Origin of the sequence: Hydrogenophaga sp. SL48, from assembly GCF_021729865.1 — a bacterium.
In the GTDB taxonomy this organism is placed as follows: domain Bacteria; phylum Pseudomonadota; class Gammaproteobacteria; order Burkholderiales; family Burkholderiaceae_C; genus Hydrogenophaga.
In genome coordinates, this window is the sequence record NZ_CP063400.1 from 1,449,867 (window position 1) to 1,475,859 (window position 25,993).

The 25,993-nt window shown below is 66.4% G+C and carries 21 protein-coding genes and 1 other RNA gene; 16 read left to right on the forward strand and 6 right to left on the reverse strand.

Annotated features, from left to right (window positions below; genetic code table 11):
- Positions 1-108: 108 nt before the first annotated feature.
- From pstS to phoR, 7 genes are all read left to right on the forward strand, one after another.
- Positions 109-1,140 carry a phosphate ABC transporter substrate-binding protein PstS gene (gene pstS, locus IM738_RS06930; protein ID WP_236965144.1) on the forward strand — a complete coding sequence of 344 codons (1,032 nt, stop codon included), beginning with the start codon at positions 109-111 and terminating at the stop codon, positions 1,138-1,140.
- A 108-nt stretch (positions 1,141-1,248) separates the two neighbouring features.
- Positions 1,249-2,229 carry a phosphate ABC transporter permease subunit PstC gene (gene pstC, locus IM738_RS06935; protein ID WP_236965145.1) on the forward strand — a complete coding sequence of 327 codons (981 nt, stop codon included), beginning with the start codon at positions 1,249-1,251 and terminating at the stop codon, positions 2,227-2,229.
- Positions 2,230-2,231: 2 nt separating this feature from the next.
- Positions 2,232-3,086, forward strand: a complete 855-nt coding sequence (gene pstA / locus IM738_RS06940; protein ID WP_236965146.1) for a phosphate ABC transporter permease PstA — start codon at positions 2,232-2,234, stop codon at positions 3,084-3,086.
- A gap of 33 nt (positions 3,087-3,119) precedes the next feature.
- Complete coding sequence (pstB, locus tag IM738_RS06945) at positions 3,120-3,908, forward strand: phosphate ABC transporter ATP-binding protein PstB (protein WP_236965147.1); 789 nt, start codon at positions 3,120-3,122, stop codon at positions 3,906-3,908.
- 16 nt (positions 3,909-3,924) lie between these two features.
- Positions 3,925-4,626 carry a phosphate signaling complex protein PhoU gene (phoU, locus tag IM738_RS06950; RefSeq protein ID WP_236965148.1) on the forward strand — a complete coding sequence of 234 codons (702 nt, stop codon included), beginning with the start codon at positions 3,925-3,927 and terminating at the stop codon, positions 4,624-4,626.
- Between the two features lie 142 nt (positions 4,627-4,768).
- A complete protein-coding gene (gene phoB / locus IM738_RS06955; protein WP_236965149.1) occupies positions 4,769-5,491 on the forward strand; it encodes a phosphate regulon transcriptional regulator PhoB in 723 nt (240 codons plus the stop codon).
- Positions 5,488-6,807, forward strand: a complete 1,320-nt coding sequence (gene phoR, locus IM738_RS06960) for a phosphate regulon sensor histidine kinase PhoR (RefSeq protein WP_236965150.1) — start codon at positions 5,488-5,490, stop codon at positions 6,805-6,807. Before phoB ends, phoR begins: the two co-directional genes overlap by 4 nt.
- 8 nt (positions 6,808-6,815) lie before the next feature.
- Here the strand turns inward: phoR and IM738_RS06965 are convergent, their stop codons facing one another.
- From IM738_RS06965 to trxA, 4 genes are all read right to left on the reverse strand, one after another.
- Positions 6,816-8,513, reverse strand: a complete 1,698-nt coding sequence (locus IM738_RS06965; protein ID WP_236965151.1) for a hypothetical protein — start codon at positions 8,511-8,513, stop codon at positions 6,816-6,818.
- A 104-nt stretch (positions 8,514-8,617) separates the two neighbouring features.
- Complete coding sequence (locus IM738_RS06970) at positions 8,618-8,881, reverse strand: type B 50S ribosomal protein L31 (protein ID WP_236965152.1); 264 nt, start codon at positions 8,879-8,881, stop codon at positions 8,618-8,620.
- 196 nt (positions 8,882-9,077) lie between these two features.
- Positions 9,078-10,340, reverse strand: coding sequence for a transcription termination factor Rho (gene rho, locus IM738_RS06975; RefSeq protein WP_077334936.1), 1,263 nt, complete (start codon positions 10,338-10,340; stop codon positions 9,078-9,080).
- A 192-nt stretch (positions 10,341-10,532) separates the two neighbouring features.
- Positions 10,533-10,865, reverse strand: coding sequence for a thioredoxin TrxA (gene trxA / locus IM738_RS06980; protein ID WP_077334934.1), 333 nt, complete (start codon positions 10,863-10,865; stop codon positions 10,533-10,535).
- 114 nt (positions 10,866-10,979) lie between these two features.
- On the opposite strand from trxA, the gene IM738_RS06985 reads away from it, so the two are divergent.
- The 4 genes from IM738_RS06985 (at position 10,980) to IM738_RS07000 (ending at position 19,366) form a co-directional block, all read left to right on the forward strand.
- Positions 10,980-13,634 (forward strand): PD-(D/E)XK nuclease family protein, encoded by a 2,655-nt coding sequence (locus IM738_RS06985; RefSeq protein ID WP_236965153.1) that lies wholly within the window; start codon positions 10,980-10,982, stop codon positions 13,632-13,634.
- A complete protein-coding gene (locus IM738_RS06990) occupies positions 13,631-17,017 on the forward strand; it encodes a UvrD-helicase domain-containing protein (protein WP_236965154.1) in 3,387 nt (1,128 codons plus the stop codon). Before IM738_RS06985 ends, IM738_RS06990 begins: the two co-directional genes overlap by 4 nt.
- Positions 17,018-17,038: 21 nt before the next feature.
- A complete protein-coding gene (locus tag IM738_RS06995) occupies positions 17,039-18,295 on the forward strand; it encodes a TIGR03862 family flavoprotein (protein ID WP_236965155.1) in 1,257 nt (418 codons plus the stop codon).
- 78 nt (positions 18,296-18,373) lie between these two features.
- A complete protein-coding gene (locus tag IM738_RS07000) occupies positions 18,374-19,366 on the forward strand; it encodes a Bug family tripartite tricarboxylate transporter substrate binding protein (RefSeq protein WP_236965156.1) in 993 nt (330 codons plus the stop codon).
- A 78-nt stretch (positions 19,367-19,444) separates the two neighbouring features.
- On the opposite strand, the gene ffs is transcribed toward IM738_RS07000, so the two are convergent.
- An RNA gene (ffs, locus tag IM738_RS07005) (signal recognition particle sRNA small type) lies at positions 19,445-19,541 on the reverse strand.
- Positions 19,542-19,615: 74 nt separating this feature from the next.
- Here ffs and dnaX point away from each other — a divergent pair.
- The 5 genes from dnaX to IM738_RS07030 all read left to right on the forward strand — a co-directional run bounded on the left by dnaX (position 19,616) and on the right by IM738_RS07030 (position 24,270).
- On the forward strand, positions 19,616-21,625 hold the full coding sequence (dnaX, locus tag IM738_RS07010; RefSeq protein WP_236965157.1) for a DNA polymerase III subunit gamma/tau: 2,010 nt from the start codon (positions 19,616-19,618) through the stop codon (positions 21,623-21,625).
- 46 nt (positions 21,626-21,671) lie between these two features.
- On the forward strand, positions 21,672-22,004 hold the full coding sequence (locus tag IM738_RS07015) for a YbaB/EbfC family nucleoid-associated protein (RefSeq protein ID WP_236965158.1): 333 nt from the start codon (positions 21,672-21,674) through the stop codon (positions 22,002-22,004).
- Positions 22,005-22,023: 19 nt separating this feature from the next.
- The gene (gene recR, locus IM738_RS07020; RefSeq protein WP_236965159.1) at positions 22,024-22,629 is read left to right on the forward strand and encodes a recombination mediator RecR; all 606 of its coding nucleotides are present in this window, start codon (positions 22,024-22,026) and stop codon (positions 22,627-22,629) included.
- Between the two features lie 26 nt (positions 22,630-22,655).
- Positions 22,656-23,060, forward strand: a complete 405-nt coding sequence (locus IM738_RS07025; protein ID WP_236965160.1) for an MAPEG family protein — start codon at positions 22,656-22,658, stop codon at positions 23,058-23,060.
- 217 nt (positions 23,061-23,277) lie between these two features.
- Entirely contained in the window at positions 23,278-24,270 is a 993-nt protein-coding gene (locus IM738_RS07030; protein WP_236965161.1) for an ABC transporter substrate-binding protein, read from the forward strand.
- Positions 24,271-24,301: 31 nt separating this feature from the next.
- On the opposite strand, the gene IM738_RS07035 is transcribed toward IM738_RS07030, so the two are convergent.
- The gene (locus IM738_RS07035) at positions 24,302-25,990 is read right to left on the reverse strand and encodes a transglycosylase SLT domain-containing protein (protein WP_236965162.1); all 1,689 of its coding nucleotides are present in this window, start codon (positions 25,988-25,990) and stop codon (positions 24,302-24,304) included.
- Between the last annotated feature and the right edge of the window lie 3 nt (positions 25,991-25,993).

Here is a 25,993-nt window from a genome sequence, read left to right on the forward strand (position 1 = left end):
GATCGGGGTGTGACACCACGGCGCCTTTCATGCGGTTGTCACAAGGTTGTCACAGAGCATCCCTAGAGTCCCGGTTGTGAACTTTTTCCCCCAACCGAGAGGACTCGAATGAACACCAAACGCACCCTTCTGAAGACCGTTGCCGCCGCCGCGCTGGCCACCGTGGCCATGAGCTCGGCCTTCGCCGCCGACATCACCGGCGCGGGCGCCACCTTCCCGTTCCCCATCTACGCCAAGTGGGCAGAAGCCTACAAGAAAGAAACCGGCGTCGGCCTGAACTACCAGTCGATCGGTTCTTCTGGCGGCATCAAGCAGATCCGTGCCAAGACCGTGACCTTCGGCGCCTCCGACGCTCCCGTGCCCGGTGCCGACCTGGACAAGGACGGCATGGTCCAGTTCCCCGCCATCATCGGCGGCACCGTGCCCGTGATCAACCTGGAAGGCTTCAAGCCCGGTGAGTTGCGCGTGACCGGCCCGGTGCTGGCCGAGATGTTCCTGGGCAAGATCGCCAAGTGGAACGACCCCAAGCTGGTCGCCCTGAACCCCGGCAAATCGTTGCCCGACCAGAACATCACCATCGTGCACCGTGCCGACGGCTCGGGCACCACGTTCAACTGGACCGACTACCTGGCCGCGGTCAGCAAAGAGTGGGCCGACACCGTGGGCAAGGGCGCTGCCGTGAAGTGGCCTGCTGCCTCGTCCGTGGGTGGCAAGGGCAACGAAGGCGTGGCCGCCAACGTCAACCGCGTCAAGGGCGCGCTGGGCTATGTGGAGTACGCCTACGTGAAGAAGAACAACATGAACTTCATGCAGCTGCAGAACGCCGACGGCAAGTACGTGAGCCCCGACGACAAGACCTTCGCCGCCGCCGCCGCCAGCGCCGACTGGTTCAGCGTGCCGGGCATGGGCGTGTCGATGGTGAACGCCAAGGGTGCCGAGAGCTGGCCCGTGTCCACCGCGTCGTTCATCCTGATGTACAAGCAGCCCGTCGACAAAGCTGCTTCGGCCGAAGCACTGAAGTTCTTCGACTGGGCCTTCAGCAAGGGCAAGGGCCTGGCCACCGAGCTGGACTATGTGCCGCTGCCCGACACCCTGACCACCCAGATCCGCAGCAAGGTCTGGAACCAGGTCGCGAAGTAATTCTCGTTCCCTCGGGCCTGGGGGCTGATGCACACTGTGCTTCAGGTCCCAGGCCTTTCTATCTCTGGAAGCGCCCTGAGGGGAATCAATATGACCGTGGGTATCACCATGAGTTCGCACCACAAGGCCGCCGCACCGGCCAACGTCCAGATGCTGTCGATTGCGCGAAAGCAGCGGCTGCAGGACTTCTTCTTTCACCGCGTCACGCAGTCGTTTTCGCTGCTGGTGCTGGTGGCCCTGATGGGCATCATCGTCTCGCTGTTCATCAACGCCTGGCCGGCGTTTCAAAAATTCGGCGCCCACTTCATCTGGTATGTCGAGTGGGACATCATCAACGAAGAGTTCGGTGGCGCGATCGCCATCGTCGGCACCCTGGCCAGCGCCACCATCGCGCTGCTGATCGCTGTGCCGCTGGCCTTCGGCATTGCACTCTTCCTCACCGAAACCTGCCCCACCTGGCTGCGCCGCCCGCTGGGCACTGCCATCGAGCTGCTGGCGGCCGTGCCGTCCATCATCTACGGCATGTTCGGCCTGTTCGTGTTCGCGCCCTTGTTCGCGGATCATTTTCAGGTGCCGGTGCAGAACCTGCTGGGCGGCATGCCCTTGATCGGCACCCTGTTCGGGGGCAGCACCAACGGCTTCGGCATCCTGGCCGCCGGCATCGTGCTGGCCTTCATGGTGCTGCCGTTCGTGGCGGCCGTGATGCGCGACGTGTTCGAGATCGTCCCGCCCATCCTGCGCGAATCGGCCTACGGTCTGGGTTGCACCACCTGGGAGGTGGTGCGCCGCGTGGTGCTGCCGTACACACAGAAGGGCGTGATCGGTGGCGTGATGCTGGGCCTGGGCCGTGCGCTGGGTGAAACCATGGCCGTGACCTTCGTGATCGGCAATGCCAACCGCATGCCGACCTCGCTGTTTTCGCCCGGTACCTCCATCGCCTCCACGCTCGCCAACGAGTTCGGCGAAGCGGCCGACTTCCACATCTCCGCCCTGTTTGCGCTCGGTTTCCTGCTCTTCGTCATCACCTTCGTGGTGCTGGCGTTGGCCAAGTGGATGATCATCCGCGCCGAAAAAGCCAAAGGACTCTGACCATGGACTTCAATCAATCGCTCTACCGCCGGCGCCAGCTGGCCAACACCGTGGGCCTGACGCTCTCCATGGGCTCCATGATCCTCGGCCTGGCCGTGCTGCTGTGGATCCTGACGGTGCTGTTCAGCAACGGTCTGGCCGCGCTGGACCTCAACATGTTCACGCATGACACGCCCGCCCCCGGTACCGAAGGCGGTGGTCTGCGCAATGCCATCGTGGGCAGCCTGCTCATGGTGGGGTTCACGGTGCTGCTGGCCACGCCCGTCGGCATCTTTGCGGGTGTGTACCTCGCCGAGTACGGCGACACGAGCAAGACGGCCGAGTTGACCCGCTTTGTGACCGACATCATGTTGTCCGCCCCGTCCATCGTGCTGGGGCTCTTCGTGTACGCCATCGCGGTGGCCACGGTGGGGGGCTTTTCGGGCTGGGCCGGCACGCTGGCGCTGTCGCTGATCGCGGTGCCCGTGGTCGTTCGCACCACCGAGAACATGCTTCGCCTGGTGCCCGGCAGCCTGCGTGAAGCGGCCTTCGCCCTGGGTGCGCCGCGCTGGAAAGTGGCAACCATGGTGACGCTGCGGGCGGCCAAAAGCGGCGTGATGACCGGTCTGTTGCTGGCCGTGGCCCGCATCAGCGGTGAAACGGCGCCGCTGCTGTTCACCGCCCTGAACAACCAGTTCTACAGCGCCGACATGACCGAGCCCATGGCCAACCTGCCGGTGGTGATCTTCCAGTTCGCCATGAGCCCCTATGAAAACTGGATTCGTCTGGCCTGGGGCGGCGCGCTGATCATCACGATGGCCGTGCTGGTATTGAACATCCTGGCACGTGTCTTTTTCCGCGACCGGGCACCTTCCTAAGCCCGAAGTCCATCCCCAACAGGAACCAGTTGTATGAACGCCATCGCTACCGCCATCGACGTCGAGCAAAAGAACGCGCTTGAAGTCCGCAACCTCAATTTCTTCTACGGCAAGTTTCAGGGCCTGAAGAACGTGACCATGGATGTGGCCGAGCACAAGGTCACCGCCTTCATCGGCCCCTCGGGCTGCGGCAAGTCCACCTTGCTGCGCACCCTCAACCGCATGTACAGCCTGTACCCGGGCCAGCGCGCCGAGGGGCAGATCAATTTTTACGGTGACAACATCCTCGAACCCAAACAGGACTTGAACCTGCTGCGCGCCCGCATCGGCATGGTGTTCCAGAAGCCCACGCCGTTTCCGATGTCGATCTACGACAACATCGCCTTTGGCGTGAAGCTCTATGAGTCCCTGAGCAGCAGCGACATGGACGAGCGGGTGGAATGGGCGCTGACCAAGGCCGCGCTGTGGAACGAGGTGAAGGACAAGCTGAACCAGAGCGGGCTCTCGCTGTCGGGCGGACAGCAGCAGCGCCTGTGCATCGCCCGCAGCGTGGCGGTGAAGCCCTCGGTGCTGCTGCTGGACGAGCCCACCTCGGCGCTGGACCCGATCTCCACCGGCAAGGTGGAGGAACTGGTGCACGAGCTGAAAAAGGACTACACCATCGCCATCGTCACGCACAACATGCAACAGGCCGCGCGCTGCAGCGATTTCACGGCCTACATGTACCTGGGCGAACTGATCGAGTTCGGCTCCACCGAGCAGATCTTCTTCAAGCCCAAGCGCACGGAGACCGAAGACTACATCACCGGCCGTTTCGGCTGATCACAGGGAGCCACACATGGGCGACAAACACATTTCCAGCCAGTTCGACGCAGAACTCAACTCCATCTCCACCCATGTGCTCGAAATGGGCGGTCTGGTGGAGTCGCAGCTGCACCAGGCGGTGTATGCGCTGATCCACCTCAGCCTGGAGACGGCCGAGCAGGTGCTCGAAACCGAGAACCGCATCAACCAGATGGAGGTGAACATCGATCACGAGATCATCTCCACCATCGGCCGGCGCCAGCCCACGGCGCGTGACCTGCGCTTTCTGATGGCGATCTCGCGCACCACCCAGAATCTGGAACGCGCGGGCGACGAGGTGGCCCGTGTGGCGCGCATGGTCAAATCCATCATCGAAGGCGGTACGCCGCGCTCGCTGCCGATTTCCGAGCTGCGACTGGCCGCCGATCTCGCCGCGGGCATGCTGCGCAAGACGCTGGACGCCTTCGCCCGACTGGACACCACCATGGCACTGACCATCATCAAGGACGACAATGAAATCGATGCCGAGTACGACGGCTTTCTGCGCAAGCTGATCACCTACATGATGGAAGACGCCCGCACCATTTCGCCCAGCCTGGACCTGCTGTTCCTGGCCAAGTCGCTGGAGCGCGTGGGTGACCACGCCAAGAACATCGCCGAACAGATCATCTTCATCGTCAAGGGCGAAGACGTGCGCCACTCGCCGATGGACAAGGTGGAGTCGGTGGTCGGATGACACTTGGAACACCCCCCGCGGCGCTTCGCGCCACCCCCCTTGGAGGGGGGCGCCAGCAGCCGCCCGTCCTGAGCCTGTCGAAGGGCGGTTCGGCGCTGGCGCTGGCCTGCTGCACAGGCTGTGATCTTTCAGGAGTCTGGTCGTGAGAAAACTGCCACGCGTGCTGGTCGTGGAAGACGAACCGGCGATCGCTGAGCTCATCGCGGTGAACCTGCGCCACAACGGCTTTGCACCCACAGTGGTGTTTGATGGTCAGGCTGCGCAGCGCGAAATCGACGCGGTGCTTCCCGACGTGATTCTGCTGGACTGGATGCTGCCCGGCGAGAGTGGGGCATCGCTGGCGCGCCAGTGGCGCAAGCAGGACCGCACGAAGACCATCCCCATTCTCATGCTCACCGCGCGCAGCGACGAGTCCGACAAGGTGCAGGGCTTGGACGCGGGTGCCGACGACTACATCACCAAACCCTTCTCCACCAACGAGTTGCTCGCCCGCATTCGCGCGGTGCTGCGTCGGCGCGCGCCCGAGATCGTCAGCGATTCGGTGCAGGTGGGTGACCTCGCGCTGGACGCGGCCACCTACCGCGTGAGCTTTCGCGAAGCAGAGCTCAAGCTGGGGCCGACCGAATTCAAACTGCTGCACTACCTGATGAAGCACTCGGAGCGGGTGCACACGCGTGGTACGCTGCTCGACAAGATATGGGGAGACCATGTCTTTATCGAGGAGCGAACTGTGGATGTGCATGTCAAGCGTTTGAGGGAATCCCTGGGCGAAGCAGCCGGCATGATCGAAACGGTGCGTGGTGCGGGATACCGCCTCACGGTCCGACCTGCGGTGGGACTTGGCAGCAGCGACCTGTCGGCATGATCCGTCGGGCGGTGGGGCTGTTGCTCCTGATGGCGTTGGCCGCCAGCTGGGGATGGATTCGCGACTCGGCGCCTGCGACCCTGCTGGGCGCCTTGTTGGGCGCACTGACTTGGCTTGCTTTCGACAGCGTGCGTGCCTACCGGTTGCTGAGCTGGCTGGGCAAAGCCGATCTGGACCGCACGCCGAGCCTTCCTGGCCTGTGGGGCGAGCTGACGGACCGCAGCCGCAAGCTGATCAAGAAGCTGGAGAAAAAGGCCCAGAACAGCGACGACCGGCTCGAGGACTTCCTCGCCGCGATACAGGCTTCACCCAACGGGGTGGTGTTGCTGGATGCCTCGTCCCGCATCGAATGGTGCAACCTGACGGCCGCCCAGCACCTTGGTTTTGATCCCCAGCGCGATCTCGGCCAGTACGTGCGCAACATGGTCCGCCACCCGGTGTTCACCGCCTACATGGAGGCGGGTGACTTCATGCACGAGATCCAGTTCGACGGCCCTGGCCAGCGGCCCTCCCAGCCGAGCAAGATCTCGTTGCAGATTCACCCCTACGGCAAGAAACGCCGGCTGATGATGACCCGCGATGTGACGGCGGTGCAGCTGGCCGAGGCGATGCGGCGCGATTTTGTGGCCAATGTCTCGCATGAAATCCGCACCCCACTGACCGTGCTCAGTGGCTTTGTCGAAACCATGCAGAGCATTCCACTGGAAGAAGAAGAACGGCAGCGCTATCTCGGACTGATGAGCCAGCAGGCCCAGCGCATGCAGACGCTGGTGAGCGATTTGCTGACGCTCTCGCGCCTCGAAGGCAGTCCCGCACCGGGTCCTGGAGAGTGGGTCGACGCTCACGAGCTCGCGCAGCATGTGGTGCAGGAAGCGATCGGCTTGTCAGCAGCGATCGCCCGGCCTGTGCACGTTGTTGATCTGGCACCAGGTCCTAGGTTCTGGGTGTCTGGCGTCAAGACCGAGCTGCTCAGTGCCATGTCCAACCTGCTGAGCAACGCCGTGCGCTACACCCCGGCGGGCGGAAGCATTCATGCGGGCTGGCGCTTGCTGGACGACGGTACGGGCGAGTTTTTTGTGCAGGACAGTGGGCCCGGCATCGCCGCCGAACACCTGCCGCGCCTCACCGAGCGCTTCTACCGTGTCGACCGCAGCCGTTCGCGCGAAACCGGTGGCACGGGACTCGGCCTGGCCATCGTCAAACACGTGACCCAGCGACACGGTGGTCAGGTGCAGGTGCAGAGTGTGGTCGGTGAAGGGTCCACGTTCGCCATTTCGCTGCCGCCCTCCCGTGTGCGACAGCTCGCCATCGGGTAGCTCCCCGATCAGCCGCCCACGCGCAGGTACAGCAGCAGGCTTTCCTTGTCGTTCAGGCGACGCACCGTGGCTTTGTAGGCCCACTCAAACAATTGCACCCGCTCATCGAGCGTGGGCTGGCTGTCGGGATGGACCACCATCGCCTGGCATCGGGGGTCGGCTTTCAGGCCGCTGCGAACCAGGGTCAGTCCGCCCTGGTATTGCAGTGCCGAGATCTGGGCCTGGCTCAGCCCGTCTGCGAGGACGCAGGGCGACGACGCCGGTACCAGCTTGGCAATGCGGCGCACCACGGGGCCGTAGCTCCGGCCGAAATCCAGCAGCGGCAGCCACAGTGTCATCAGAAGAAGCCAGCACAGCGTGGCCCCCGCAGCCGGCAGCACCAGGCTTTTCCAGAGCGCCTGCCGATGCCGTCCGACCCGCCATGCCACCAGCCAGAACCACGCGACGGTGGCCAGCAGCGCGGGCACCAGCAGCACCAGCGAAAATTCGGGCACGAATCCAGGCGCGAGTCGAGCGACATTCGCTGCAGGCTTGGCGGGCACACCCGTCTGCATCGCAAACCAGATCACCCAGATCACCAGCGCACAGCCGCTGAAAAAAACCAGGGTGAACCAGTCGATGAGGGCCGACACACTGCGTCCGAGCGTGGGCAGCGCGAAGGCCGCCAGCGCGGCCAGTGCGGGCAAGGCAAGCAGCAGTGCGCGGTCAAAGTCCGGGTTGATCGCGCTGTTGATCACGCTGACCAGTGCCGCCCACAGGGGCAAGGCCACGTGTGGACTGAGCAACTGTCGCCGCCAGCGCCACAGGGTCCACAGCACCAGTGGCCACGCGGGCCAGGTGAACCAGACCAGGAGGCGGGCCCAACGCTGCCATTCGGTCCAAACAGCGGGCAAGGCCAACTCGTTGGGCCACTGAATCTGTTGCGTCAGTGCGGCCAGCGCGGTGGCCAGGCCCAGCAAGCCGGCCACCCAGGTCAACTCCAGCGGAGGTCGTGTGTCGCTGGCGGTTCGAGCCAGCCACACACCGACCAGAAGACCGCTGCCCAGGATGAGGGCGATCCAGGGTGCTCCACTGAACACCAGTCCCAGCGTCGCCGCCCCCCAAAGGATCACTGTTCGCCACGGGTGCCGAGTGGAGGGCAATGCCATGCGGGTGGCTGCCATCAGCACGGCGCTCACCATCGCCAGCCGTGCGAGGTCGGGGGTGGTCTCGTGCGACATCTGGGCCAGCCCCAGGCAGGCCACGAGCGCCAGCAAGGCGGCATCGGCCAATGTGCGTGCATAGTCGATCGGATCGGCCTCCCCGCCAAACGCGAAGGCCACCGGCTGCGCACTGGTCTGCCGTGCCAGGTGGTACACGGCGTACCAGGTGCAGACCAGGGTCAACGCCAGCAACAATGCGAACGGGATACGGGCTGCAATGTCGGCATCCAGAAAGGGCATTGCCCTTATGAAGAGGGCGCCCAGCCAGTAGGGCAGGGGGCCGGCCACATCGGCCGCAGCACCGAGCACCTGTGGCTGCCACCAATTGCTCTGCCCTTGCGCCATCCCCAGCATGGCGCCGAATGCCGCCACGTCGGCGTTTTTCCAAGGCTCCCGCCCAACGAAGCCGGGCAGCACATAGGCCAGGCAAAACAACAACAGCGCGAGCCGGGGCAGACGGCGCACGGCCGACTGGGGCACGATGGCTGGGGTGGCAAGGTTCACGGCGGCAAATATACAGGGGGGGGATGACAAGCCAAAAAAAAGCAGCCGGAAAACCGGCTGCTTTTGCGCAGGGACCGCGGCCTGCTGGCTCGCGCGGCGTCTGATTACTTGGCTGCGGCTGCGGTCTTGCCGAAGCGGTTGCGGAACTTCTCGACGCGGCCACCCATGTTGTCCACGCTCTTTTGCGTGCCGGTGTAGAAGGGATGTGACTCGCTGGAGGTGTCCAGCTTGAAAAGCGGCAGCTCACGGCCGTCTTCCATCTTGATCATTTCCTTCGTGTTCGCGCACGAACGCGTCACGAATTTGAAGTTGTTCGACAGGTCAACGAAGCAGACTTCGCGATAGTTGGGGTGAATGCCGTCTTTCATGACGTTTCCTTGGGTTCAGGTGCGGCAGCCGCAGCGGAACCATTCCGCTGTACTTGTCGCAATTTGCAAAGCTTTGGATTATAGCCCGAGAAGTGCAGCCGGAGGAGGTGCCTTGAACCGGGAACACCGCGGAACCGGCTTTGCCGGGCCGCTGGTGTTGCCCCCTGGGGGGTGACGCCGAAGGCGGCGCGGGGGGTCAGCCACCCCGTCGCATCATGTCGAAGAACTCTGAGTTGTTCTTCGTCGCCTTCATGCTCTTCAAGACCATTTCCATGGCTTCGATCTCGTCCATGTTGTACATGAACTGGCGCAGGATGCGGGTCTTCTGCAGGATCTCCGGCGCCAGCAGCAGCTCCTCGCGGCGGGTGCCGCTGCGGTTGAGCTGGATCGAGGGGAACACGCGCTTTTCATACAGGCGGCGGTCCAGGTGGATTTCGCAGTTGCCGGTACCCTTGAATTCTTCAAAGATCACTTCGTCCATGCGGCTGCCAGTGTCCACCAGCGCGGTCGCGATGATGGTGAGCGAGCCGCCTTCTTCGATCTTGCGCGCGGCACCAAAGAAACGCTTGGGGCGCTGCAGGGCGTTGGAATCGACGCCACCGCTCAGCACCTTGCCGGAGGAGGGCAACACGTTGTTGTAGGCGCGGGCCAGGCGGGTGATGGAGTCGAGCAGGATCACCACGTCTTTTTTCAGCTCGACCAGGCGCTTGGCGCGTTCGATCACCATCTCGGCCACGTGCACGTGGCGTGCGGCCGGTTCGTCGAAGGTAGAGGCGATCACATCACCGCGCACCGTGCGCTGCATTTCGGTCACTTCTTCCGGGCGCTCGTCCACCAGCAGCACCAGCAGTTCCACCTCGGGGTGGTTGGCCGTGATGGCATGGCAGATGTGCTGCATCATGACCGTCTTGCCGCTCTTGGGCGGCGCCACGATCAGGGCGCGCTGGCCGCGGCCGATGGGCGCAATGATGTCGATGACGCGGCCGGTGATGTTCTCTTCGGTCTTGATGTCGCGTTCCAGGCGCATCTGTTCCTTGGGGAACAGCGGCGTCAGGTTCTCGAACATGATCTTGTGCTTGTTGTCCTCGGGGGGCAGGCCGTTGATCTTGTCGAGCTTGTTGAGCGCGAAGTAGCGCTCGCCATCCTTGGGGATGCGGACCTCGCCCTCGATCATGTCGCCGGTGTGCAGGTTGAAGCGGCGGATCTGGCTCGGCGAGATGTAGATGTCGTCGGTGGACGCGGTGAAGCTCGTGTCCATGTTGCGCAGAAAGCCAAAGCCGTCGGGCAGGACTTCGAGCACGCCGTCCGCGTTCACCAGTTCGCCGCCTTTGGCGCGCTTCTTGATGATGGCGAACATCAGCTCCTGCTTGCGCATGCGGCCGGTGTTTTCGATCTCAAGCGCGTCGGCCTGCTTGAGGACTTCAGACACATGCAGTGCCTTGAGTTCGTTGAGGTGCATGGGATTCACTCCGGGAGGGAGTCGAGTCAAAAAACCGGGGGAGGGGGCGCTGACGTCCGGTTGGCGGACTGGCGCTGTCGAGAGAGGCTGGGCTGTGGTTGGCCAGCTGACGGAAGAATTATGACAGGAAAAATATCGGCTGCTGTACGAGGCCCGGGCGTTGCACCCGGGCCGGTTTCGCCGGCAGAACGATCAGGCCAGTTGCTGGTCGATGAAAGCGGTCAATTGGGCTTTGCTCATGGCGCCGACCTTGGTGGCGGCCAGTTGGCCGTCTTTGAACAGCATCAGGGTCGGGATACCGCGGATGCCGAACTTGGCGGGCACGTCGCGGTTGTCGTCCACGTTGAGCTTCGTGATCTTGAGCTTGCTGCCGTAAGAACCGGCGACTTCGTCCAGGATGGGGGCGATCATCTTGCATGGACCGCACCACTCGGCCCAGAAGTCCACCAGCACCGGTGCTTTGGCTTCGAGCACATCGGCCTGGAAAGTTGCGTCAGAAACGTGGGTGATCAGGTCGCTGGCCATGGTCCATCCTAAGGAACGTTGAAAGGGGGAGTTAAAGTCAATGGGCTGTGCCGCAGGACCTTGGGTCTCGGCGTACAGCTACAACTGCTCAATTGTGACAGAAACGCCCGTTCCATGATGTCTGCTCCCCCGATCAGCCACCCCGCAGACATACGCTGGTCGGCGCTGACCGAGCAGATCGGGCAGCGGCTGAAGAGCCGTTCTGTCGACGCTTCGCGAGCACTGGTGCTGGTGCCTTATGCCCAGCTCATGGACTCGGGGCGCCGGGCTTGGGCGCAAGCCCACCCCAGCGGCTTCTCGCCCAGGTTCGAGTCCAGCCGCAACTGGGCCGCGTCGCTGCAACCCTTCCTGCCGTCCATCAACGACCTGTCCGGCGACGTGGCCCGGGACAGTCTCGTGGCCGCCAGCTTGATCGACCGCGTGGGCCGTGGTCGGGTGGCACCTGCCCTGAGGCCGGTGCTGGTGGCCAGGCTGGTTGATGCGGCCCGCCAGCTCGGGCCATTGGCCGCAGCACGCCCCCCAGAAGCCCGTGCCGACTGGGCGGGGCAGATGCGCGAAGCGATGGCGACCGGGGGCCAGACGCTGCAATGGGAGGCCCTGGTGGCCTCGCTCGCGCTGGCCTGGACGTCCTCATCGGTCTATGCCACCGACGTGTTGTGGACACCGCTGGCGGCGCCAGGGGTCGCGTTTGATGATCTGCTGGTTCTGCAGGGTTTTCAGCCCGATCCGCTGGCGACCGCGCTTGCGGCGTTGTGGGGCGATCGGGTGACGGTGCTGCCACTGCATCCCCCGACTGAAGCATGGCCCATCGCCAGCCTGCACGCCTGCCACGATGCGCAGGACGAGGCCCAGCGCGCTGCCGCCTGTGTGATTTCGCTGGCCAATGCCGGTCGCACGCCAGTGGCGCTGGTGGCCAACGATCGTGTGCTGGTGCGGCAGGTGAGCGCGCAATTGCACGGGGCGGGGTTGTCGGTGCGCGACGAGACGGGGTGGAAGCTGTCGACCACCCATGCGGCCGCGCGGCTCATGAGCCTCTTGCGAGCGGCCGATCCACGCGCCCGCACCGACGACCTGCTCGATTTCCTGCAGCAGACCCGGGTCTGGCCAGAAGCGCAGCTGCAATCACTGGAGCGCCGGGCCCGCTCGCTGGGTCTGGCTCAAGCCGCTTCGGCCCTGCGGCACCCGCAGCTCGTGGGCAGTGTTCCGCTCGGTCTGCCCGAGCTGATCGCTGCGCTCCAGGCGCCACGACCTTTGTCGCAATGGCTCCCCGATTTGGCGCAAACCTTGCGCAGCTGCGGTTGGTGGGACGAATGGTGCAGCGACGCCGCCGGGCAGCAGATCGTGCAGACCTTGCGTCTGAGCGATGGCGCGTCCCACGAGCTGGCGGTGCTGGAGCAGGGGCTTCAGGAGGATGCAACAGAAGCCATGCGCCGCAGAAAGCCACACATGAGCCTGGCCGCCTTCACGGCCTGGGTGCGGGACGCGCTGGAGGGGGCGAGTTTCATGGCGCCAAACACCGGGACGCCCGATGTGGTCATCCTGCCCATGGCGCAACTGCTGGGGCGTTCTTTTGCGGCCACGGTGGCGCCCGGTTGCGACGAGCGCCACCTGCCCGCAAGTCCCGAGCCGCCCGGCGCATGGACACCGCAGGAACGCAGCGCCTTGGGGCTGCCGCAGCGCGAGGACCTTGCCCTGGCCGCCAGGCAGGCCTGGGAGATGTTGATCCGGTTGCCTGAGGTTCACCTGCTTTGGCGCACGCAGGAGCAAGGGGAAGCCGTCTTGCCCAGCCCCTGGGTGCTGATGCTCGACACGGCACAGGACGGTGCCGCGCTCGCGGCCACCATCGATCCGCGAGAGCGGCGCCGGCTCACACCTGAGGCGGTGGTCCGTCCAGGTCCCTCATCGGGTGACCTGCTGCCCGAAGCGCTCTCGGCCAGCGCCTACCAGGACCTGCGCGACTGCCCTTACCGCTTCTTTGCCTTGCGCCAGTTGCGCTTGCAGGACGCCGACGAGCTGGAGGTCGAGCCCGACAAGCGCGACATGGGCATCTGGCTGCACGCGGTGCTCAAGCTCTTTCACGAAGAGCGTGCGCAGGCGCAGGCCGAGGGCGCAGCGCCGGATGCACGCAGTGATCGCGAGCGCATCGACCGGCTGGCCCGGAGCACGGCCGAGCACATGGGTCTCAACGCGCTGTCGGCCGACGACGGCGCAACAGAAGGTCGTGCCGGCTTCCTGCCGTTCCAGGCTGCCTGGCCGGCGGTGTGCGATGGTTACCTGGACTGGCTGTGGAAGTTTGAAGCCAGTGGTGACCGCGCCGGCCCCCGGTTTGCCCAGGCCGAGCTGTCGCTGCGCAGCGAGGCGGGGCCGTACCGGTTGATCGGCACGCTGGACCGGGTGGATCACCAGGACAGCCCGGAGGGTGTGATTCCGTTCGTGATCGACTACAAGACCGAGCCGCGCGACACCACCCGCAACCGCGTGAAAGCACCGCTGGAAGACACGCAGATCGCGTACTACGCCGCGCTCTTGCCCGAGGAGACGGTGCGGGCGGCCTACCTGAGCGTGACCGAAAGCCGCGACGCGGGCGCCACCTTGCTGGTCGAGCAGACGCAGGTGATCGCCGCGCGCGATGCGCTGCGAGAGGGCCTGGTGCGCGACCTCGATCGGGTCGCGGCGGGGCACGGCATGCCGGCCCTGGGCGAGGGCAAGGTGTGCGACTTCTGCGCCGCTCGTGGCCTGTGCCGCAAAGACTTCTGGACAGTGACATGAGCGAACAAGCGGCATACCGCATCAACGGCGAACCGGTGTCGCGCGAGGCGTTCTACGCGGTCGCCTGCGACCCGGCGCGCAGCGTGGCGGTGGAGGCCTGCGCGGGCGCCGGCAAGACCTGGATGCTGGTCTCGCGCATCCTGCGGGCCTTGCTCGACGGCACCGCGCCGCAGGATATCCTGGCCATCACCTTCACCAAAAAGGCCGCTGGCGAGATGCGCGAACGCCTGCTCGACTGGTTGCTGGCGTTCTCGCGCTTGCCGCAGGACCAGCTGGTGCAGGAGCTGGTCCTGCGTGGCATGGACCCGGCGCAGGCCGCCGTTCGCGCCGGCGATCTGCAGGCCTTGCACGCGCGGCTGACCGCGCTGGGCCGGCCGGTGCAGATCCGCACCTTCCACAGCTGGTTCGCCGCCCTGTTGCGCAACGCGCCGCTCTCGGTGCTGCACGACCTGGAATTGCCCGCACCTTACGAGCTGCTCGAAGACGACAAACCAGCGGTGCAGCGCGTGTGGCCCCGTTTCTACGCGACCGTGGCGGCCGACGCCGGCTTGCGGCAGGACTATCTTCACAGCGTGGCCCTGCACGGGCGCCACCAGACCGGCGAGGCGCTGAAGAATGCGTTGGACAAGCGGGTCGAATTCGCGCTGGCCGATGCCAGCAGCGTGGTCGAGTCCTCGGTGGAGCCCTTCGCGGTGCTGTACCCGTCCCTGGCCCGGTTCGATGCCCCTGAAGACGCCTTGCTCGGCAGCATGGTCCGCGAGCGCTGGCTGGCGTGGGCCAAGGTGCTGGGCGGCGAGGGCAACAAGACGCCGCAGAAGGCCGCCAACGCAGTCGTGGACGCGTTCGCCGTGCCCGACGAGCCTGGGCAGATGGCGGCCCGGTTCAACCAGTTGCGCAAGGCCTTTTTCGTGGCCGACGAAGACCGCCTCACCAACCACCTGAGCAAGTTCCCCGCTGCGCAGGAAGCCGAGACCGAGCTGAAAGCCCTGTGCGGCGCGCGTCGCCAGCACCAGGCCTGGCAGCACCACCAGCGCCTGACGCGCCTGACCCGCTGCTTGAGTGCAGAGTACGCGTCGCTCAAGCGCGAGCGTGGCTGGGTGGACATGAACGACATCGAGGGCGCGGCCCTGCGCCTGCTGGGCGACGCCGAGCTCTCGGGCTGGATGCAGCAGCGCCTGGACGCGCGCGTGCGCCACCTGCTGATCGACGAGTTCCAGGACACCAACCCCCTGCAGTGGCAGGCGCTCTACGGCTGGCTCTCGGCCTACGCCGGTGCCGGTCCGGGCGAAGCGCCGCGCGTGTTTCTGGTGGGCGACCCCAAGCAGTCGATCTACCGCTTCCGCCGCGCCGAGCCGCAGGTGTTCAAGGCAGCGCAGGCGTTCGTGGTCGAGGGGCTCGACGGTGCCTTGCTCACCTGCGACCACACGCGCCGCTGCGCCACCGGCGTGGTGGACGCGCTCAACGCCGTCATGCAGGCCGCCGAGCAGGACGCGGGCTACGCCGGCTACCGCACCCACACCACAGAGAGCGACGCGCTGGGCGCGGTGCTGGCACTGCCGCAGGTGCCGCGCGCGGCGGGCGGCAATGACGACCACGGCGCGGAGGGCGAGGCCGTCTGGCGCGACAGCCTGAGCGAGCCGCGTGTGACCCCCGAAGAGACCCTCAGTGCCATCGAGGCCCGGCAGGCGGCCGACTGGATCGCCCACGAGCTGGCCAGCGGCGCGTTGAGGCCCCGCGACATCATGGTGCTGTCGCGCAAGCGTGAGCGCCTGGGCTGGTTGTTCGAGGCGCTGCGCGAACGTGGCATCGCCTGCGAGCAGCCCGAGAAGCTGGATCTCGCCGACGCGCCCGCCGTGCAGGACGTGGTCGCCTTGCTCGACGCGCTGGTCTCACCGGCCCACGACCTGAGCCTGGCGCGTGCGCTCAGGTCGCCGCTGCTCGGCCTGGGCGATGCGTCGCTGGCCCAGATCGCGCGCCTGCGAAAGCGCTGGACACCCCCCGCCGAGGTGAACGGGCCGGGCGAGAAGGTGCAAGCCCCATGCTGGTGGGACGTGCTGCAGCGCTGGTCCTCCCTCGAGTCCGACGAACAGGACGCGCTGGCCGCCAGTCTTTCCGGCGGAGAGGCCCAAGACCTCCACCCGATCGGTCCTGCCGCCATCCGCCTGGCGCGCTGGCGCGGCTGGGTCGACAGCCTGCCGCCTCATGACGCGCTCACCGCCATCTACCGCGATGGCGATGTGCTCGCGCGCTTTGCCCAGGCCGTGCCGCCACACCAGCGCGAGGCGGTGCTGGCCCAGCTGCAGAGCCTGCTGGCGCACACCCTGGCCCAGGACGGCGGGCGCTTCCTGAGCCCCTACCGGCTGGTGCGCGCCTTCAAGGCCGGCGACATCCGGGCCCCGCAGGCCGCGCAGGACAACGCGGTGCGCCTGCTGACCATCCACGGTGCCAAAGGCCTGGAGGCCCACACCGTGCTGCTGCTCGACACCGACGCCGCGCCCCCCAAGGCCGAGAGCATGGGCGTGCTCGTGGATTGGCCGGGCGAGGCACCCCAGCCGCGCCGGTTCGTGTTCCTCGCCAGCGAAAAGTCGCCGCCGGCCTGCGCCGAGGGCGTGCTGGCCATCGAGCAGCAGGCCCGCGCGCTGGAAGAACTCAACGCGCTTTACGTGGCGCTCACCCGCGCCGAACACCGCCTGGTGATCTCCAGCACCGAGCCCCATCGGGCGGCCGTCGCGCCGTCGTGGTTCCGCCGCATCCAGGCGCACGCTCTGGCCGTGGCGGCCGCACCCGAGTCGGTGCATGCCGAGGCGGCCGAGCCAGAGCCTTTCGAATTGCTCGCGCTGCCGATCTTTGTGCCAGCGGCCGCGTCCGAGGACGCGTCAGGCCAGGAAACCACGGAAAACGCGGCCCTGGACGCGCTGGCCCGCACCGGTCTCGCGCTGCACCGCCTGCTGCAATGGCGGCCCACCCCGCTGGGCGGCTTTGAGTGGACGGACCTGCACCGGCAGGCGGTGGCGCGGGAGTTCGCGCTGTCACCCGAACAGTCCGCGCAGGCGCACACCATGGCGCGCGCCATCGTCTCAGGCGAGGCCGCCTGGGCCTGGGACGCCGATCAGCTCACGCATTGGGGCAATGAGGTCGAGCTGTGGTTCGAGGGTCAGCTGCTGCGCCTGGACCGCCTGGTACGGCGACGTGACAGCGGCGAATGGTGGGTGCTGGACCACAAGAGCGCCGAGCGCCCCGAACAACAAGCCCAGCTGCTGGCTCACATGGTCCGCTACCGCCGTGCCGTGCAGACGGCGCAGCCTGGCGCCGTGGTGCGCCTCGCTTTCATCAACGCCAACGGCCAGCTCATCGAGCTGCCCGCAGAGACCGAGACCCGATAAGTGACCGACGCTTTGAATCCGATGCTTTCTCCTTTGGACGTCGCCATCGTCGGCGGCGGCCCCGCCGGCCTGATGGCGGCCGAGGTGCTGTCTCGTGAGGGCGTGCGCGTCGACCTGTTCGACGCCATGCCCTCTGTCGGGCGCAAGTTCCTGCTGGCCGGCAAAGGCGGCCTGAACCTGACCCACGCCGAGCCGCTGGACGCGTTCATCTCCCGCTATGGCGAGCGGGCCAGCACCTTGCAGGTGATGCTGCAGGCCTTCGGTCCGCAGCAGGTGCGCGACTGGGCCGCCGGTCTGGGCATCACCACCTTTGTCGGCAGCTCGCAGCGCGTGTTTCCCACCGACATGAAGGCAGCGCCCCTGTTGCGCGCCTGGCTGCAACGCCTGCGCCACCCCGCGCCCGGTGGCGAATCCGTGCGGTTTCACATGCGCCACCGCTGGCTCGGGTGGGCTGGAGATGGGACATCGCTGCGCTTTCAGACGCCCGAGGGCGAACGGCAGGTGAGCGCGCGCACCACCGTGCTGGCCCTGGGTGGCGCGAGCTGGGCCCGGCTGGGGTCGGACGGCGCCTGGTGGCCGTGGCTGCAGGCCGCCGAGGTGGACCTGGCGCCGCTGCAACCGTCCAACGGGGGCTTTGAGGTGCAGGGCGGTTGGACGCCCTTGTTCCGCGAACGCTTCGCGGGGCAGCCCTTCAAATCGGTCGCGATCCGGTTTGCCGACGACCAGGGTCACAGCTTTCAGAAAAAGGGAGAGTTCGTCGCCACCGCCACCGGCGTGGAAGGCAGCCTGGTCTACGCTGTCTCCAGCGGGCTGCGCGATCAGATCAACCGGACCGGCAGCGCCACCTTCCACCTCAACCTGCTGCCCGACCGCAGCCCGGAAGACGTGCTCAAACAGGTGGCGCACCCCCGAGGGTCGCGCAGCCTCTCCAGCCACCTCAAGAGCCGGCTCGGGCTGGACGGCATCAAGATGGCCATCCTGCACGAGCGGTGCCCCAAGGCCACGATGAACGACCCGGTCGCGCTCGCGGTCGCGATCCAGGCCCTGCCCATCACGCTCGCCGCCACCCGGCCGATCGACGAAGCCATCAGCACGGCCGGTGGTGTGCGCTTCGAAGCGCTGGACGAAGCGCTGATGGTGCAGCGCCGTCCCGGCCTCTTTTGCGCGGGTGAGATGCTGGACTGGGAAGCGCCCACCGGCGGCTACCTGCTCACGGCTTGCCTGGCCAGCGGTGTGGTGGCGGGGCAGGGCGTGGCGCGCTGGCTCAAGGCCCATTGATGGGGTGTCATCACGCCGTCAAGACCCGGGTCTAGAGTTCCACGGGTTCTTTTTGCCCTGTCCTGGAGATGTTTGCCCATGTTCGTGTCCGTTTTGCACCGCCGCCGCTTTTGCCATCAGCTCGCCGCAGGCCTCGTCGCCTTGAGCGCGGGTGCTGCCCAGGCCAATGGCTTTCCTGATCGGCCCATCAAGATCGTCGTGCCGTTCGCGCCCGGGGCCGGCACCGACGCCATGGGCCGCCTGATCGCGGCGAAGCTGGCCGAGTTGCTGAAGATCAGCGTCGTCGTGGACAACCGCGCGGGGGCTTCCGGTGCCTTGGGCGCCCAGGAGGTCGCCAAGGCCGCGCCCGACGGCCACACCTTGCTGCTCGCCGCAGCGCCCTTCACCACGGTGCCCGCCGCGCTGCCAGGTGCGGGCTACGACCCCATCGCCGGCTTCACCCCGGTGGGCATGTTTGCCCACGGCCCGCTCGTCTGGGCCGCGAGCAAAGACCTGCCCGCGAACACCCTGTCCGAGGTGGTGGCACTGGCACGCAGCCAGCCCGGCCGCCTGAACTACGGCTCGGCCGGGGTCGGCGGCATCAACCACCTGGTGCTCGAATCGCTCAAGGCGCACACCGGCACGTTCATCACGCACATTCCCTACCGTGGCATTGCGCCCGCCACCGTGGACACCCTGTCCGGGCAGATCCAGCTGCTCACCGGGACCATCCCCGCGCTCGCACCCTACATCCGGGACGGCCGCCTCAAGGCCCTCGCCGTCACCAGCCAGGGCCGCAGCCCCGCGCTGCCGCAGGTGCCCGGCATGCAAGAGTCGGGGTTTGCCGATGTCAACGTGCTGAACTACTTTGCGCTGGTCGCACCGAAAGGCACACCCGACGCCGTGGTGCAGCAGATCAATGCCGCGCTGGCCCAGGTGGTGGCCATGCCCGATGTGAAAGAGCGCCTGGCCAAAGACGCGCTGGAGCCCGCCACCGGCACGCCGGCGCAGCTCGCGCTGTTCCTGCAAAAAGACGTGGACGGCTGGAAGCGGGTGGTGGAGCGCCAGAAGCTCAAGATCGACGCTTTCTGATCGGGGCTGCCTGGCCCAGACAGCAAAAAGGCCGCTGATGCGGCCTTTTTGCTGTAGCGCGTGCGATGCGCTGAATAAGGTGACGAGCCTTGACCCCGGCACTGACTCCACAGTTAGGGCTGCTTGGTTCCCCACCTGACCCGGTTGGCCGCTTCACCATGCGGGAAGGCCCGTCGGGGTGAATTGTAGGCGATGGCAGCGACCTTTGCCGGACCGGGCGCGGTGAGGGCGCCGCTTAGAATCGACACCATGTCTTACGTCGTCCTGGCCCGCAAGTACCGCCCGCGCAATTTCACCGAAATGGTGGGGCAGGCGCACGTGGTCCAGGCCCTCACGAACGCGCTCACGACCCAGCGCCTGCACCACGCCTACCTGTTCACCGGCACGCGTGGCGTGGGCAAGACCACCGTCTCGCGCATCCTGGCCAAGTCGCTCAACTGCTTGGGCACGGACGGGCAGGGTGGCATCACCGCCGAGCCATGTGGCGTGTGCCAGGCCTGCACCGATATCGACTCGGGCCGCTTCGTGGACTACACCGAGCTCGACGCGGCCTCGAACCGCGGCGTGGACGAGGTCCAGGCGCTGCTGGAGCAGGCGGTCTACAAGCCGGTGCAGGGCCGCTTCAAGGTCTTCATGATCGACGAGGTGCACATGCTCACCGGGCACGCGTTCAACGCGATGCTCAAGACGCTGGAAGAGCCGCCCGAGTACCTGAAGTTCGTGCTGGCCACGACCGACCCGCAGAAGGTGCCGGTGACCGTGCTCTCGCGTTGCCTGCAGTTCAACCTGCGCCCGATGGCACCGGAGACCGTGCTGGAGCATCTGGGTCAGGTGCTTCAGGCTGAAAACGTGCCGGCCGAGACGCAGGCGCTGCGCCTGATCTCGCGCGCCGCGCGCGGCTCCATGCGCGACGCGCTCTCGCTGACCGACCAGGCCATTGCCTTCGGCGGCGGTCAGTTGCAGGAAGCAACCGTGCGCCAGATGCTCGGCGCCGTGGACCGCTCGTATGTGCTGCGTCTGATCGATGCACTGGCGCGGGCCGACGGCGCCACGGTGGTGGACACGGTCGACAGCCTGCGCACCAACGGCCTCAACGCCGCGTCGACACTGGAAGAAATGACCGGCCTGCTGCAGCGCATGGCCGTGCTGCAGGCGGTGCCCGAACGGCTGGCCTTGCAGGAATCGGACGACCCCGACACCCCCGAGATCGTGCGCCTGGCCCATGCGCTGCCGGCCGACGAAACCCAGTTGCTGTACAGCCTGTGCCTGCACGGCCGTGGCGAACTGGGCCTGGCGCCCGACGAGTACGCCGCGCTCACCATGGTGTTGCTGCGCCTGCTGGCGTTCAAGCCTTCCGGCACGACCCCTGTGGCCGCGGCGGAAAAAAAAACACTGAAAACGGCGGTTGAGGCGCCTGCTGCGGTTCCGCCGGCCGCGCCTGCGCCGGTGGCATCTCCACGCACGCCTGCGGAGGTTCGGCCTGCCCAGGCCATGGCGAGCCCGGTGGCCGCGCCTGTTGCGCCACCCGCGACGCCGTCACCACCGGCTCCCCTCAACGTTCGAACCGTGACCGAGGCGTCCGCCCAGCCAGTGGCCACCCGTCACGAGGTTCTAGATGACGACGATGGCCCGCCCTGGGTGGAAGACCCGGAAGAGCCACCAACGGACGAGGGTGTGCAGACCAGCCGCCGTGTCGTGGCGATTCCGGTGCGCGAGGCGGGCCTCTCTCCACGGCTGGACCAGCTGCGCGAGCCCGGTGAAACGGTGCGCTTGCCTGAGCTGGTGACCAGTGCCGAAGGCGATGTCTGGTTTGACGCGGTGATGCAGCTCGTGCGCGCCGAGACGATCACCGCGCTGGTGCGCGAGCTGGGGCTGCAGTCGCAGCTGGTGGCGCGCGACGCCGACCAGTGGGTGCTTCGCGTGGAGCGCGAGTCGCTCAACCAGGGCAACACCCGGGAACGCCTGGGCACGGCGTTGAAGACGCTGGGCCACGATATCCGCCTGGTGGTGGAGATCGGCCCGGTGAACGACTCTGCCGCGCTGCGCCTGGCGGCCGAAGCCGCGCGCCGTCAGCGCGAGGCCGAACAAATCATCCGGGACGACCCCTTCGTGCAGGCGATGATGCGCGACTTTGGCGGCAGAATCGTGCCCGGCACGCTCAAGGCCACGGACATGCGCCCCCACACTCCGCCGCTGCGCGGGTCGCTGCCCCCCGAGGGGGTTGAGCCGCCTCGGGGCGGCCCGGCGGCGGCTCGCTGAGCCTTCTGAATTCATTCTTTTTTCCAATCAGAACACAAGGATCACCATGTTCAACAAAGGACAACTCGCCGGTCTCATGAAGCAGGCCCAGGCCATGCAGGACAACCTGAAAAAAGCCCAGGACGAGCTGGCTTTCATCGAGGTCACCGGTGAATCCGGCGCTGGCCTGGTGAAGGTGCTGATGACCTGCAAACACGACGTCAAGCGCGTCACCATCGACCCCAGCCTGCTGGCCGACGACAAGGACATGCTGGAAGACCTGGTCGCCGCGGCCTTCAATGCGGCCGTGCGCAAGGCCGAAGAAACGTCGAACGAGAAGATGGGCAAGCTCACGGCGGGCATGCCTGGTCTGCCGGGCGGCATGAAGTTTCCCTTCTGATGGCCCGCCGCCCATACGCGTGACCGCCACCCACTCCCTGGAACTGCTGGTGCAGGCGCTGCGGCGTCTGCCGGGGGTGGGCGTGAAATCGGCGCAGCGCATGGCATTTCACCTGCTGCAGCACGACCGGGAGGGTGCGCTGCACCTGGCGCAGGCGCTGCAACATGCCTGCGCCGAGGTGAAACACTGTGCGCTCTGCCACACCTTCACCGAAAAAGACATCTGCCCCACCTGCCTGGACGCGCGGCGCGACCGCAGCCAGCTGTGTGTGCTGGAAACACCCGCAGATCAGGACGCCATGGAGCGCACCGGTGCCTACAAGGGCCTGTACTTCGTGCTCATGGGCAAGCTCAGTCCGCTCGACGGTGTGGGGCCGCGCGACATTGGCCTGCAGAAGCTGTTTGACCGCATCGACGCGCAGGTGGATGGGCAGAGCGAGGTGCGCGAAGTGATCCTGGCGACCAACTTCACCGCCGAGGGCGAAACCACGGCGCATGTGATTGCGCAGTCGCTCAAGGCGCGGGGTGTGAGCGTGACCCGGCTCGCGCGGGGGGTGCCGGTGGGCAGCGAACTGGAATACGTTGATCTGGGCACCATTGCCCATGCTTTGGTGGACCGCCGCTGAGCGGCCACGACCCTGGAGAGCGACTCATGACATTCGCCGGATTGACCCTGGCCTACTGGACGGTGCTGGTGGCCGCGCTGCTGCCCATCGCGTGTGCGGGCCTGGCGAAGTGGGGCATGTTTTCGAAGCCGCGCCGCGAGGGCGGTTACGACAACCACAACCCGCGCGCCTGGTTGGCGCAGCAAGGTGACTGGCGTGCGCGCGCCAACGCGGCACAGGCCAACAGCTTTGAATCCCTGCCCTTTTACATCGGGGCTGTGATCATTGCGCACCAGCTCGGCGCGTTCCAGACCCGGCTGGATCTGATGGCGTTTCTCTACGTCGTGCTGCGCCTGATGTACATCCTGTTCTATCTGGCCGACATGGCCACGCTGCGCAGCCTGGTCTGGACGGTCGCACTGGCGGTGAACATCGCGATCCTGTTCATCTGATCGCATCGCGCGTGCCCACGCCACGCTGACATTTGCTTGCAAACTTGTTCTCGGTGAAAACCCGCTCGGGAGTCGCCCCGATGCGCTTGTGCCTGTCCTCCCCTAGTCTCGGTGCTTCAATGAAGTCAGGGACAAGAGAGGATGTGGCATGTGGAGTCGCCGTGATTGCGCGCGCTGGTTGGCATCGGCTGCACTGGGTGCAGGGGTGCCTGCGGCGATGGGTCAAGTCAGACCCATTGCGCCGCCTGCGCTGCCGCGCGCGCCCATCGGGCGTGTGCAGCTGGCGGTCGAAAAGAAGTCGGCGTTTTGCTACCTGCCCTTGACCATCGCAGAGCGCCTCGGTTATTTCGCTGCGGAGGGTCTGGACGTTCAGGTGCGTGAGCTGAGCGAGCCGGGTCACGCGCTCCAGGCGCTGCTGTCGGGGTCGGTCCAGGCCCTGTCTGGTCCTTACAGCCTCGCCATCAGGCTGCAGGCGCGTGGGCAGGCCTTTCCGTCCATCGTGCTGCAAGGGCGCGCCCCGCAACTGGTGATGGGGGTCTCGCGCAAAACCATGGGTGCCTTCCGCGATGTCCGCGATCTGCGCGGCCGCAAGGTGGCGGTGACGGCCATGGGTTCGGCCAGCCAGCGCCTGACCCAGGTGCTGCTGTCCAACGCCAGGCTGGGCAGCGATGCCGTGCAGTATGTGCCGATGAACAGCCCTTCAACGGCGGTGGCGGCTTTTCGAACCGGCCAGATCGATGCCATCTGCTACACCGACCCGGTGATCACGCAACTGGAGCAGGACGGCGGGCTGCGGGTGGTGGCGGACACGCGCACAGTGCGCGGCAACGCCGAGGTGTTTGGCGGGCCGATGCCGGCGGGTTGTCTGAGTGTGTCGGCCGAGTACCTGGCCGAACATCCCACCGAGTGCCAGGCGATGGTGAATGCGATGGTGCACGCACTGAAATGGCTTCAGACGGCAGGGCCGTCGGACATCAACAAAACCGTGCCCGAGTCGTATTTTTCGGGTGACCGGGCACTGTATCTGGCGGCGTTCAGCCGGGCGCGCGAGGCCTGGGCACCCGACGGCCTCATGCCTGAAACCGGACCACAGAACGTGGCCCGTGTGCTGGAGCGGTTCGACGAAGGCGCTGCGTCCAAGAAAGTGGACCTGGCGCTGACCTACACCAACGCCCTGGCGCAGAAGGCCAAAACCCGGTTCCGGGCCTGAGCACACCCGGCCGCCCGGACGGGGCCGTTCGTCAGTTCTTGCGCGCCTTGCGGCCGTTCTTGCCTTCGGCCGCGACCCTGACCTCGGAGCGCTTGCCTTTCGCCTGGCTTTGCCGCGCGGGCTTTTCTCGTTTGGCTTGCTTGCCGGGCTTGCCCGCGCGTTTTTCCGCCCGTACCGTGGCCTTGCCGTCACGCCCCTTTTTGCGTACGGAGACAGCAGCGCTCTTGCGCGACGGGGCCGAACCGCTGGCCAGCTTGGCCGAGCGCGGCAGCATCAAGGTGACGCGCTGACCCGCCTTCAGACGCTCGTTGACCGACATGCGGTTCCACCCGGCAGCACTCGCGGCGCTCACCCCATAGCGTTGTGCCAGGCGCGCCAGGTTGTCGCCCTTGCGGGCGCGCACGATCGAGCGCTTGAGAATGATGTCGGGTGCCAGGCTGAGTTGCGCGTTGTCGGCCACGAACTCGCTCACGTCGTTGTTGCGCTGTCCGCTGCGAGGCACCAGCAGGCTGGAGCCGGCGCGCACCTTCATGCGCGGCGGGATGTTGTTGACCTCGCGCAACTCCGATTCGCTCATGCCCACGCGGTCCGCCACCTCGGCCACGCTCATGGTGGTTGGTGCGACCCAGGCGGTCCAGCTCGCGAGCTGGCCCCGGTACCCCTTGAGCTTGTCCTCGAACACCTTGGCGTTGTCCCAGGGCAGCAGGATGTTGGGTGTGCCCGCGGCCATCACGAGGGGCTGCTTGATCGAGGGGTTGAGCGAGCGGAAGTCTTTTTCGCTGATGCCGGCCATGCCAGCGATCAGTGTGACGTCCATGTCGCGCTCCAGCGTCACGGTGTCGAAGAACGGGTGGTTGCCGATCAGGGGCAGCTGGGCGCTGAAGGCTTCCGGGCGTGCGACGATGTTCTCCACCGCCTGCAGCTTGGGCACGTACATGCGCGTCTCCAGCGGCATGTTGATGTCGTTGTAGGTGGCCGGCAGGCCCGCTCGCTGATTGCGGGTGATGGCCTTGTTGACGTTGCCCTGGCCCCAGTTGTAGGCCGCGAGCGCTAGGTGCCAGTCGCCAAAGCGCGCATGAAGCTGCTCCAGGTAGTCGAGCGCGGCGCGGGTGGAGGCCAGCACATCGCGGCGGTCGTCGCGGAACACGTTCTGCTTCAGGTCGAACGACTGGCCGGTGGCGGGCATGAACTGCCACATGCCGGCGGCGCGCGCGCTGGACACCGCCTGCGGGTTGAAGGCGCTTTCGATGAAGGGCAGCAGCGCCAGCTCCATCGGCAGGTTGCGGCGCTCGATCTCTTCGACGATGTGGAACAGGTAGCGGCTGGAGCGTTCGGTCATGCGCTGGATGTAGTCCGGACGGCTGGCGTACCACTGCTCGCGGTCACGCACCATGTCGTTGTCCAGGTCGGACATGGCCAAGCCCCGGCGGATGCGGTCCCAGATGTCGGTCGGCGCGGAGAGCATCACGACCGGCGGCGGCGTGGCCGATGCCAGCGCGATGTCGCTCAGCGGGGCGTGGGCTGGCAGTTCGGTGCCCGGCGTCCGCACCGAGGGAGCGGGGGCCGGTGACGCCGGGCGGGCGGCGGTCACCGGCGCCGCGGGGTTCGACGGCGGTGCGCTGGCGCAGGCGCCCAGCAGCAGCGCTAGGCCGAGCACGGCCAGTTTGAGTCTCTGACTGGATAGTGCGAGGCTTTCCGCGCGAGGGAATGGAGAGGGCATGTG

Coding starts and splice junctions, on each gene's coding strand:
- pstS (WP_236965144.1), top strand. CDS start 109: ATGAACACCAAACGCACCCTTCTGAAGACCGTTGCCGCCGCCGCGCTG.
- pstC (WP_236965145.1), top strand. CDS start 1,249: ATGAGTTCGCACCACAAGGCCGCCGCACCGGCCAACGTCCAGATGCTG.
- pstA (WP_236965146.1), top strand. CDS start 2,232: ATGGACTTCAATCAATCGCTCTACCGCCGGCGCCAGCTGGCCAACACC.
- pstB (WP_236965147.1), top strand. CDS start 3,120: ATGAACGCCATCGCTACCGCCATCGACGTCGAGCAAAAGAACGCGCTT.
- phoU (WP_236965148.1), top strand. CDS start 3,925: ATGGGCGACAAACACATTTCCAGCCAGTTCGACGCAGAACTCAACTCC.
- phoR (WP_236965150.1), top strand. CDS start 5,488: ATGATCCGTCGGGCGGTGGGGCTGTTGCTCCTGATGGCGTTGGCCGCC.
- IM738_RS06970 (WP_236965152.1), bottom strand. CDS start 8,881: ATGAAAGACGGCATTCACCCCAACTATCGCGAAGTCTGCTTCGTTGAC.
- rho (WP_077334936.1), bottom strand. CDS start 10,340: ATGCACCTCAACGAACTCAAGGCACTGCATGTGTCTGAAGTCCTCAAG.
- trxA (WP_077334934.1), bottom strand. CDS start 10,865: ATGGCCAGCGACCTGATCACCCACGTTTCTGACGCAACTTTCCAGGCC.
- IM738_RS06985 (WP_236965153.1), top strand. CDS start 10,980: ATGATGTCTGCTCCCCCGATCAGCCACCCCGCAGACATACGCTGGTCG.
- IM738_RS06990 (WP_236965154.1), top strand. CDS start 13,631: ATGAGCGAACAAGCGGCATACCGCATCAACGGCGAACCGGTGTCGCGC.
- IM738_RS06995 (WP_236965155.1), top strand. CDS start 17,039: ATGCTTTCTCCTTTGGACGTCGCCATCGTCGGCGGCGGCCCCGCCGGC.
- IM738_RS07000 (WP_236965156.1), top strand. CDS start 18,374: ATGTTCGTGTCCGTTTTGCACCGCCGCCGCTTTTGCCATCAGCTCGCC.
- dnaX (WP_236965157.1), top strand. CDS start 19,616: ATGTCTTACGTCGTCCTGGCCCGCAAGTACCGCCCGCGCAATTTCACC.
- IM738_RS07015 (WP_236965158.1), top strand. CDS start 21,672: ATGTTCAACAAAGGACAACTCGCCGGTCTCATGAAGCAGGCCCAGGCC.
- IM738_RS07025 (WP_236965160.1), top strand. CDS start 22,656: ATGACATTCGCCGGATTGACCCTGGCCTACTGGACGGTGCTGGTGGCC.
- IM738_RS07030 (WP_236965161.1), top strand. CDS start 23,278: ATGGGTCAAGTCAGACCCATTGCGCCGCCTGCGCTGCCGCGCGCGCCC.
- IM738_RS07035 (WP_236965162.1), bottom strand. CDS start 25,990: ATGCCCTCTCCATTCCCTCGCGCGGAAAGCCTCGCACTATCCAGTCAG.